Genomic DNA, 9294 nt, shown 5'->3' with positions numbered 1-9294 from the left:
CAGCCGTCGAGGCAGATGGCAATCGCCGGCACCCGCGGCCAGTCGTAGGTGCGGCCGTTGGCGCTGACGTTGATCGTGGTCATCTTGTTCATGGGAGGAAGGTCCTTTGTGATCTTTTCTTGTCGTTGTCAGGCGGCGAGCTTGGCGCGCTCGGCAATGGCAGCGGCGGGGGGAGCCGCGGTATCGACGCCCATCTCATGCAGCGACTGGCCGGCGGCATCCACCACCTTGCGCATGACGTGCTCGTCCATCCTCCCGATGCAGCCGACGCGGAAGCTGTCCACCACCGTCAGCTTGCCCGGATAGATGATGAAGCCCTTTTCCTTCATCAACTCGTAGAAGCGGTCGAAGGCGAAGTTGGGATGCGCCGGATTGAAAAAGGTGACGATGATCGGCGACAGCCAGCGGTCCTTGAGCAGCGTCTCGAAGCCAAGCTCGCGCATGCCCGCCACCATCACGTCGCGGTTGCGCGTATAGCGGGCGCCGCGGCCGGCGACGCCGCCCTCGGTTTCGTGCTGGCGCAGCGCCTCGAGGAAGGCAGCGACCACATGCGTCGGCGGCGTGTAGCGCCACTGGCCGGTCTTGTTCATGTGCGCCCACTGGGCGTGCACGTCGAGGCTGAGCGAATGGCTGCGTCCCTTGGCTGCCTCCAGCTCGCTGTTGCGGGCGATGATGAAGCCGAAACCGGGCACGCCCTCGATGCACTTGTTGGCCGAGGACACCATCGCCTCGTAGCGGATCTCGCTGGCATCGAGCGGGATGGCGCCGAAGGCGCTCATCGAGTCGACCAGGAACTTGCGGCCCTTGGCGTAGACGACCTCGGAAATCTCGGCGACCGGGTTGAGGATGCCGGAGCTGGTCTCGCAATGAACGAGGATCACATGGGTGATGGCGGGATCGGCGTCGAGTGCTGCGGCCACTTCCGGCCCGCGTGGCGGCATGTAGTCGCCCTTGTCGATGGCGACATGGTCGCGGCCGAGATAGCCGAGTGTCTGGACGATGCGTTGGCCATAGGCGCCGTTGACCAGCACCAGCACCTTGCCGTCGAGCGGTACGAACGAGCCGAGCATCGCCTCGACGACAAAGCTGCCGCTGCCTTGCATTGGCACGCAGTCGAATTCACCATTTCCGTCGCCGAGCATGGCCAAGAGACGCTGGCGCATCTCCGCCGTCATCGCCCGGAAGTCGCCGTCCCACGAACCCCAGTCGCGCAGCATCGCCTGCTTGACGGCATACGAGGTCGTCAGCGGACCGGGCGTCAGCAGGTAGGGCTCGCCCAGCGCCGGGGCAGGGAAGGGGGCAGCGGCTGCAAGCTTGTGTTCGGACAGCATTTGTTTCTCCTGGCCGTCATCAGATGTTTGGTTCGAGCTCACCTTGGGTCTCTTCAATCCATATGTAAAATCGTTATTTTGTATTCTTTGATAAGCTGGAATGATGATCGTAGGGCGGAGATCGACTGCGGTCAGGCGGTCCTGGCAAGCCGGCTCTCCAGCAAGTCGCCGCTCTGTGTCAGGATCGGATAGGCGACCGAGACCAGCAGCGAATTGAACTCCTTTAGCGCCCGCACCGCTTCGAGATGGATGTCGCTGGTTTCAATGCTTTGCGGTGTGCCCGATTGCAGGCGCTTGAGGTGGCGTTCGTGGCTGTCGCGCTCGAGCCTGCGCATGCGTTCCTTCTCGACCACCAGCTGTCGCGCCGCCTCTAGGTCGCCTGACACGAGTACGTTCATGGCGATCTGCATGTTGGCCAGCACGCGGTCGTGCAGGACGGTCAGCTCCGACCATCCTTCTTTGGAGAAGCTCAGGCGCTTGTCGGTCTTCTCCTCGGCCAGCACCAAAAGGTTCTTGGCGATGATGTCGCCGGCATGCTCGAGATTGATGGCGAGGTCGGTGAGCTCGATGCCGCGCCGCGCCTCGTCCTGGGTCATCGTCCCGCGGTTGACCTCGGCGATGTAGAGCTTGATGTCGGTGTGGGCGCGGTTGACCTCCTCGTCCAGCTTTCGCACCTGGTCGACACGCGTCCGGTCGCCGGATTCGAACAGATCCATCACCGGGCGAAGCATGATCTCCACCACCTCGGCCATGCGCAGCACCTCGCGGGTGGCGCAGGCGAGCGCCACGCTCGGCATCTTGATGACCGTCCTGTCGAGCGCGCTGGCGCGGCGTGACATCAGGTCGAAGCCTTTCTGCTCGGCGGGTGCATCGGGCAGGATCAACCGGGTGAGCCGCTCCATCGGGCCGGTGAAAGGCAGGCACAGGATCAACAGCGCAAGGTTGAAGGCGAGGTGTATGTTGACCACCTGGCGCGCGGGATTTTCTCCGAACCAGGCCGTGGGCAGAACAAGACCCTGCAGCGCGATCAGGATCGCCAGCGCTGCCAGGGCGCGGAAAACCAGGTTGCCGATGGGGATACGCCTGGCGTCGATCGCCTGGCCGCGCGTCAGCCCGACGGCAACGAGGCCGGCGCCGAGATTGACGCCGAGGATCATCGGCAGTGCCACCTCCACCGGAAGCACGCCTTGCGCCGCCATCGACATGAACAAGAGCACCGAAGCGACGCTGGAATGGATCAGCCAGGTGAACAGGGCGGCGGCGCCAAAGGCCGTCACCGGATCGCCGCGAAGGTAGTCGATCGCCATCGGCAGCAGCGCGCTGTGGCGCATTGGCGCCGTCGCTTCGCCGACCATGCGTAGCGAGATCAGGATGAAGGCGATGCCGAGCAGGGTGCGCCCGGTCTGCTTGACGATGCGGGCCTCGACCTTGAGGAACAGGGTGGCGCCGGCAAAGAGCAACAGCGGCACCAGCCAGCTGAGATCAAAGGACAGCGCCTGCACCACCAGGGCAGAGCCGACATCGGCGCCGAGCATCACGGCGAGCCCGCCCGAGACGGTCATCACGCCGGCCGTGGCGAAGCCTGCGGCAAGGACTGCCACGGCAGTGGCGCTCTGCAGCATGATGGCGAGTACGGTGCCCGCGGCTGCCGACCGTAGCCGGCCTTTGGTTGCGCCGCGCAGGGCCTCTCGCAGAAGCGTGCCATGTGCCCGCTCGACGCCGGTGCGCACCATGCGCACGGCCCACAACAGAAGCATGATGGCGCCCGCCAACTGCAGCAGGATGTACAAAAGATGCATGGTGCCGTGCCTCCCAGCGCGCGGCGCGCAAGGATGGCGCCTGCCCTATCCTCGGTAAGGCCGGTCATAAATCAAATCGTTAGTTTCGATATTTATATCGACAGGATTTATTGCTATCCTTGCTCGACGTCAGGAGGCAGGCATGCGGTACGTACAGCTGAGGGCTTTTCACCATGTCGCGGTGTGCGGCGGTTTTTCGCGCGCCGCCGAGACGCTGTTCCTCACCCAGCCGGCAATTTCCGACCAGGTGCGCAAGCTCGAGGAAGAGTATGACGTCCTCCTGTTCAATCGCCACAAGAAGCAGGTCACGCCGACGGCGGCAGGCCAGCAACTGCTCGAGATCACCCGGCGCATGTTCGACACCGAACAGCAGGCCCTGGAGCTTCTGTCGGAATCGCGCGCGCTGCGTTCGGGCACGCTGCGCATCGTCGCCGATGCCGCGCACCACCTGCTGCACATCCTCGGCCAGTTCCGCCAGAAATATCCTGGGATCCAGGTTTCCGTGCGTGCCGGCAACACCGAGACGGTCATCTCCAGCCTCTACAGCTACGAGGCCGACATCGGCGTGCTCGGCGAAATCCCGACAGGCCGCGATTTCGAGGTGGTCAATCTCAACTCGACGCCGATCGTCGCCTTCGTCTCGTCCGACCATCCGCTGGCGCAGGCCAAGTCGCTGTCGCTGGACGAACTGGCGCGGCTGCCGTTGGTGATGCGCGAGCGCGGCTCGAAGACCCGCGCCAAGCTGGAAGACCTCGCCGCCAAAGAGGGGTTCGAGTTCAAGCCGGCGATCGAGGCGGAGGGCCGCGAGGCCGTGCGCGAGATTGTGGCGTCGGGCGCCGGTGTCGGTTTTGTCTCGGCGGCCGAGTTCGGCCAGGACGCCCGGCTGGTGCAGATCCCCATCGCCGCGCCCGAGATGCTGATGGACGAAGCGTTGATCTGCCTCAAGGAGCGCAGCGGCGGCAAGCTGGTGCGGGTATTCCTCGACATTGCGAGGTCGATGGCTACGGGGTGAGGGCTGGCAGGCCTATCTATTCATGTCGGCCAGGGCGTCGCGCATCGCCGAGCTGGTGATGCCGAACATGCCGCCATAGGGGATGCGGAGGTCGATGATGACAAACATCACGCTGGCGACCGCCACGACGCCGGTGGCCAGCACGACCGCACCCAGCATGCGGCGGGGTATCTGCAGTCCGAAACTGAAGAAAACCAGCGCCAGCCAGAAGCTGACGATGCTGCTGAACGAACCGCGCGCGACGCCGCTGGCATCCTCGATCACCGCCCAGCGGCTTTCCTGAACCAGCGTGAAATCGGAGCGGCACCTCGCCGCCATGTTGACGTGCAGGGCATCCTCCGGCGCCAGCCCGTCGACCAGAAGCCCGACCTCGTTCATCAGGGCCTTCAGTCCCTGGTCTTCGCCGCTTGCGGCGATCTTGCCTATGTCGGGCATGCCGTCGATGGCGGGCGCTGGCTCGCTCGTCCAGGTGCTGCCGATGACGGCCGCGGTGTATTGGCGAAGCATCAGCCTCGCCGGCTCCATCTCGGTGCCGAAATTGCGCAGGCACTGGTCGAGCCGCGCCAGCCTTGCGGCGTAGAGCGAGCGGTCCTTGTTGGCGGCGTCGAACGCCTGCTTTCCCGTCGACAACTGCAGGCTCAGAACCAGCGCGGCAAACGTGACGAGAAGTCCTGTTACCAGCCGCAGTGCGTCCATGTTGCCCTGCGACAGGTGGTCTTCATGCAGGCGGACGCGTAACGCCACGCCACACAAGGCGGCGACGATGAACAGGATCAGGAACCCAAATCCGAAGAAGACTTCCATGGCGCTGGATGCTTGGACCGGAGGCTTCAGGCCAAGCTAGCGCAGCCAGCAGGATGGTACAATCCAGGGCCCGGCCGGTGCCCGGCGCGTGGGAAAATCCTACTGTGTGTCCTGTCCCGCGACCGGGGCGCCGGGCACATAAAGCAGGATCGGCCGGACCTCATACACGGCAGTCGGGTTGGCGGAGCGCAGCTCGCGCGCGGCCGCAACGGCTGCGTCCATCGTCGGGTAGTCCACCACGTAGAAACCGAGCAACTGCTCCTTGGTCTCCGCAAAGGGGCCGTCGGTGACGAGCCCGAGCCCTGGTCCCCTCAGCGTCACCGCGTCCTCTGTCGGTCCCAGGCGCGCCGCCGGACCCAGGTGCTTCTCGCGGACGAGGCGGTCGTTGACCTCGAGCAGGTCCTTCATCAGGGCCGCGTCCTCCTCCTCGGTCCAGGATTCGACCACTCCCTCCGCATGATATGCCAGTATTGCGTACAGCATGCGTCCCACTCCCTTGCCTGTGCATCTCTGTTTTTCGTCCGGCACAGTATTGGTTTTCGAGGGCAATCGGGCAAGGCGCCCGCCCATCGCAAAATCCCATGCGCTGCTATGACCCGCAACTGGGCTCTCGCGCTTGGCGCGCGCGCGTGCCATAAGCCGCCGCAACTCCCCCTCCCAGGCCTTGGTTTCCATGATCCGCATTGAGAACATCAGCAAGCAGAACAGCCACCGGCTTCTTTTCATCGAGGCCTCGGCCACGCTGCAGAAGCAGGAGAAGATCGGTCTCGTCGGCCCCAATGGCGCCGGCAAGACGACGCTTTTTCGCATGATCAAGGGCGAAGAGCTGCCCGACGAGGGCCAGGTCTCGACCGAGCGCGGCATCACCATCGGCTATTTCAACCAGGATGTCGGCGAGATGTCCGGGCGAAGCGCCGTCGCCGAGGTGATGGAAGGTGCGGGGCCGGTGAGCGAAGTGGCCGCCGAGATGCGCGAGCTGGAAGCCGCGATGGTCGACCCCGACCGCGCCGACGAGATGGACGCCATCATCGAACGCTACGGCGAAGTACAGGCCCGCTACGAGGAGCTGGATGGTTATTCGCTCGACGGCCGCGCCCGCGAGGTGCTCGACGGTTTGAGCTTCACCCAGGAAATGATGGACGGCGACGTCGGCAAGCTGTCGGGGGGCTGGAAGATGCGCGTGGCGCTCGCCCGCATCCTGTTGATGCGGCCCGACGTGATGTTGCTCGACGAACCCTCCAACCATCTCGACCTCGAGAGCCTGATCTGGCTGGAGGCTTTCCTGAAGGGCTATGACGGCGCGCTGCTGATGACTTCGCATGACCGCGCCTTCATGAACCGCATTGTCAACAAGATCATCGAGATCGACGGCGGCTCGCTGACCACCTATTCCGGCGACTACGAATTCTACGAACAGCAGCGTCAGCTTGCCGACAAGCAGCAGCAGGCGCAGTTCGAGCGTCAGCAGGCGATGCTGGCCAAGGAGATCAAGTTCATCGAGCGCTTCAAGGCGCGCGCGTCCCATGCCGCCCAGGTGCAGAGCCGGGTCAAGAAGCTGGACAAGATCGATCGCGTCGAGCCGCCCAAGCGCCGCCAGACGGTGGCCTTCGAGTTCCAGCCGGCGCCGCGCTCGGGCGAGGACGTTGTCACGCTCAAGAACGTGCACAAGCGCTATGGCAGCCGCAGCATCTATGAGGGTCTGGACTTCCAGGTCCGCCGCAAGGAGCGCTGGTGCATCATGGGCATCAACGGCGCCGGCAAGTCGACGCTGTTGAAGCTGGTCGCCGGCGCCTCCGAGCCTGACGACGGCACGGTGGCCCGCGGCCCAAGCGTCAAGATGGGTTATTTCGCCCAGCACGCCATGGACCTGCTCGATGGCGATCGCACCGTGTTCGAGCAGCTGGAATACACCTTTCCGCAGGCGGGGCAGGCGCCATTGCGCGCGCTCGCCGGCTGCTTCGGCTTCTCCGGCGACGAGATCGAGAAGAAGTGCCGGGTGCTGTCGGGCGGCGAAAAAGCACGGCTGGTGATGGCGATCATGCTGTTCGACCCGCCCAACCTGCTGGTGCTCGACGAGCCGACCAACCACCTCGACATTGCCACCAAGGAAATGCTGATCGCAGCCCTCGCGCAGTACGAAGGCACCATGCTGTTCGTTTCGCACGATCGGCATTTCCTTGCCGCCCTGTCCAACCGGGTGCTGGAGATCACGCCCGAGGGTATCCACCAGTATGGCGGCGGCTACGTCGAATATGTCGAGCGCACCGGCCAGGAAGCGCCGGGCCTGAGGCACTGACGCCGGGCTAGCCGGCGCGGCCTTCGAACAGGTCGCGCTCGCGCGCCAGGCCGTCGCCGACGACGTCGAAGAAGGCGCGGACCCGGGCCGTACCCTTCAGGTCCTGATGGGTGACGATCCACAGTTCGCCTGCCAGTTCCCCGATGGGTTCCGCCAGCGCCCGCACGAGCCCCCGCTCATTGTCGCCGAGGTAGCAGGGCAGCAGCGCCAGTCCGATCCCGGCCTTGGCCGCTACCGACTGGTTGACCAGGCTGTTGGTGCGGTAGACGTAGCTGTCGGGCGAGACGTTCCGGTCCAGCCAGTCGGCGGCCATGATGCCGCCTGCGGTCTCCTCCCAACCGATCAGCGAATGCAGGCCTAGCGCGGCCGGCTCTAGGATTAGGCCTCCATAAGAGTCGAGATAGCTTTGCGCTGCAAAGAACGTCCATGCGACGCCTGCGAGCTTGCGCCCCCAAAGGTCGCCTTCCTTCGGCCGGATCGGCCGCAGCGCTACGTCGGCCTCGCGGCGTGACAGGCTGAGCACGCGGTTTTCGATGGCAAGCTCGACGACGATGCCTGGATGGACGCTGCGGAATTCGGCCAGGAGTTTCGTCAGCCTGGAATAGGCGAGCGTCTCCGACGAGGTGACGCGCAGCCGCCCCGACAGCCGGCCATCGGCGCCCGCGATGTCGCGCGCCAGGGCCAGCGCTTCGTCCTCCATGCGCTCGGCGGCAGCGGCCATGCGCTCGCCCGCTGGGGTCAGCTGGTAGACGCCGCCCGGCAGGCGCTCGAACAGTCGTACGGCCAGCCGCTGCTCGAACGCATTGAGCCGGCGAAACACCGTCGAGTGGTCGATGCCGAGCAATCCCGCCGCCGCCGTCAGGCTGCTGGCACGGGCGACCGCCAGTATGAGCTTGAGTTCGTTCCAGTCCTCCATGCATGGCTCTTAGCATGGAGGCTACTTGCAGTCATGCAAACCAGGCTGGCAAAAATCCAACGAGCATTGCGGCAACGCAACGGCTAGTTTTGTCCCTGGAAACAACGACCACACGGTCGACAACCCAAGAGGACAGATCATGAAGCTCTTTTACGCCACCGGCACCTGTTCGCTCTCGCCCCATATCGTGGCGCTCGAAGCCGGCATCGCGCTCGACATCGAGCGCGTCGACATTTTCAGGAAGCCGCATATCACCGCAGGCGGACACGACTTCACCAGCGTCAACCCGAACGGCTACGTGCCGGCGCTCGAACTCGACGACGGTTCGTTGCTGACCGAAGGTGCCGCGATCGTGCAGTACCTCGCCGACCTCCGCCCGGCCTTGAAGCTGGCCCCGGAGACCGGCACGCGCGAACGCTATCAGTTGCAATCCTGGCTCAACTTCGTCGCTACCGAGCTGCACAAGATGTACAGCCCGTGGCTGTTCCATCCCGAATACGGCGTCCAGGCGCAGGAGGTGGCACGCGCCAAGATCGGCGAGCGTCTTGCCTATGTCGAAAAGCATCTAGAGGGCAGCGGCTCTCATCTGATGGGTGAGAACTTCACCGTCGCCGACGCCTATCTTTTCACCATCGTCGGCTGGTCCGCCTTCGCCAAGGTCGACCTCTCCGCATTTCCGCGGTTGCGCGCCTACATGGGGCGCGTCGGCGCACGGCCCAAGGTGCGCGAGGCGATGCTGGCCGAAGGCATGAAGCTCGCGGCCTGACTATGAGCCAGGGGTTTGCCTGGACACTGCTCGTGATCGCCGGGGTGCTCGATGTCGCCTGGGCGGTGTCGATGAAATATGCCGAGGGCTACACCCGACCAGGCTGGTCAGTCGTCTCGGTCCTGTTGTTGGCAGCCTTCGTCTATTTGCTCGGCAAGGTCTTGGAGGCGCTACCGGTCGGCACTGCCTATGCCGTGTGGACCGGGATCGGCGCTGCAGGCACCGTAGTAATGGGAGTCGCGTTGTTCGGCGAGCAACTGAGCCCGCTCAGGCTCGGCGGCATCGCCGCCGTGCTTGCCGGCATCGCCATGCTCAAACTGGCGCCCGGCTAGAAAAGAAAGCCCCTCCCGCGAGGGAGGGGCAGGCGAGG

The 9294-nt window shown here is 64.6% G+C and carries 9 protein-coding genes; 4 read left to right on the top strand and 5 right to left on the bottom strand.

Translation table 11 applies throughout. The features are described from left to right. Positions 1–128: 128 nt before the first annotated feature. Both GGR00_RS20195 and GGR00_RS20190 read right to left on the bottom strand, forming a co-directional pair. Positions 129–1331 carry a 2-aminoethylphosphonate--pyruvate transaminase gene (locus tag GGR00_RS20195; protein WP_184700644.1) on the bottom strand — a complete coding sequence of 401 codons (1203 nt, stop codon included), beginning with the start codon at positions 1329–1331 and terminating at the stop codon, positions 129–131. Between the two features lie 131 nt (positions 1332–1462). Beyond that, the gene (locus GGR00_RS20190; protein WP_184700642.1) at positions 1463–3130 is read right to left on the bottom strand and encodes a Na/Pi cotransporter family protein; all 1668 of its coding nucleotides are present in this window, start codon (positions 3128–3130) and stop codon (positions 1463–1465) included. 142 nt (positions 3131–3272) lie between these two features. Between GGR00_RS20190 and GGR00_RS20185 the strand changes: the two genes are divergently transcribed. Further along, positions 3273–4142: a LysR substrate-binding domain-containing protein gene (locus GGR00_RS20185; RefSeq protein WP_184700640.1), complete on the top strand. Its 870-nt coding sequence runs from the start codon at positions 3273–3275 to the stop codon at positions 4140–4142. A 12-nt stretch (positions 4143–4154) separates the two neighbouring features. Here GGR00_RS20185 and GGR00_RS20180 read toward each other — a convergent pair whose 3' ends face one another. After that, positions 4155–4946: a bestrophin-like domain gene (locus GGR00_RS20180; RefSeq protein ID WP_184700638.1), complete on the bottom strand. Its 792-nt coding sequence runs from the start codon at positions 4944–4946 to the stop codon at positions 4155–4157. Between the two features lie 99 nt (positions 4947–5045). Then, a complete protein-coding gene (locus tag GGR00_RS20175; RefSeq protein WP_184700636.1) occupies positions 5046–5429 on the bottom strand; it encodes a YciI family protein in 384 nt (127 codons plus the stop codon). A 190-nt stretch (positions 5430–5619) separates the two neighbouring features. On the opposite strand from GGR00_RS20175, the gene GGR00_RS20170 reads away from it, so the two are divergent. Further along, complete coding sequence (locus tag GGR00_RS20170) at positions 5620–7242, top strand: ABC-F family ATP-binding cassette domain-containing protein (RefSeq protein ID WP_184700634.1); 1623 nt, start codon at positions 5620–5622, stop codon at positions 7240–7242. 7 nt (positions 7243–7249) lie between these two features. Here GGR00_RS20170 and GGR00_RS20165 read toward each other — a convergent pair whose 3' ends face one another. Beyond that, positions 7250–8158 (bottom strand): LysR family transcriptional regulator, encoded by a 909-nt coding sequence (locus GGR00_RS20165; protein WP_184700632.1) that lies wholly within the window; start codon positions 8156–8158, stop codon positions 7250–7252. 139 nt (positions 8159–8297) lie between these two features. Here GGR00_RS20165 and gstA point away from each other — a divergent pair, with 139 nt between their 5' ends. Next, a complete protein-coding gene (gene gstA / locus GGR00_RS20160; RefSeq protein ID WP_184700630.1) occupies positions 8298–8924 on the top strand; it encodes a glutathione transferase GstA in 627 nt (208 codons plus the stop codon). A 2-nt stretch (positions 8925–8926) separates the two neighbouring features. Beyond that, positions 8927–9256: a DMT family transporter gene (locus GGR00_RS20155; RefSeq protein WP_184700628.1), complete on the top strand. Its 330-nt coding sequence runs from the start codon at positions 8927–8929 to the stop codon at positions 9254–9256. Positions 9257–9294: the final 38 nt, after the last annotated feature.

Source organism: Aminobacter aganoensis, assembly GCF_014206975.1.
In the GTDB taxonomy this organism is placed as follows: domain Bacteria; phylum Pseudomonadota; class Alphaproteobacteria; order Rhizobiales; family Rhizobiaceae; genus Aminobacter; species Aminobacter aganoensis.
This window is presented reverse-complemented; position numbering and strand designations above follow the sequence as displayed.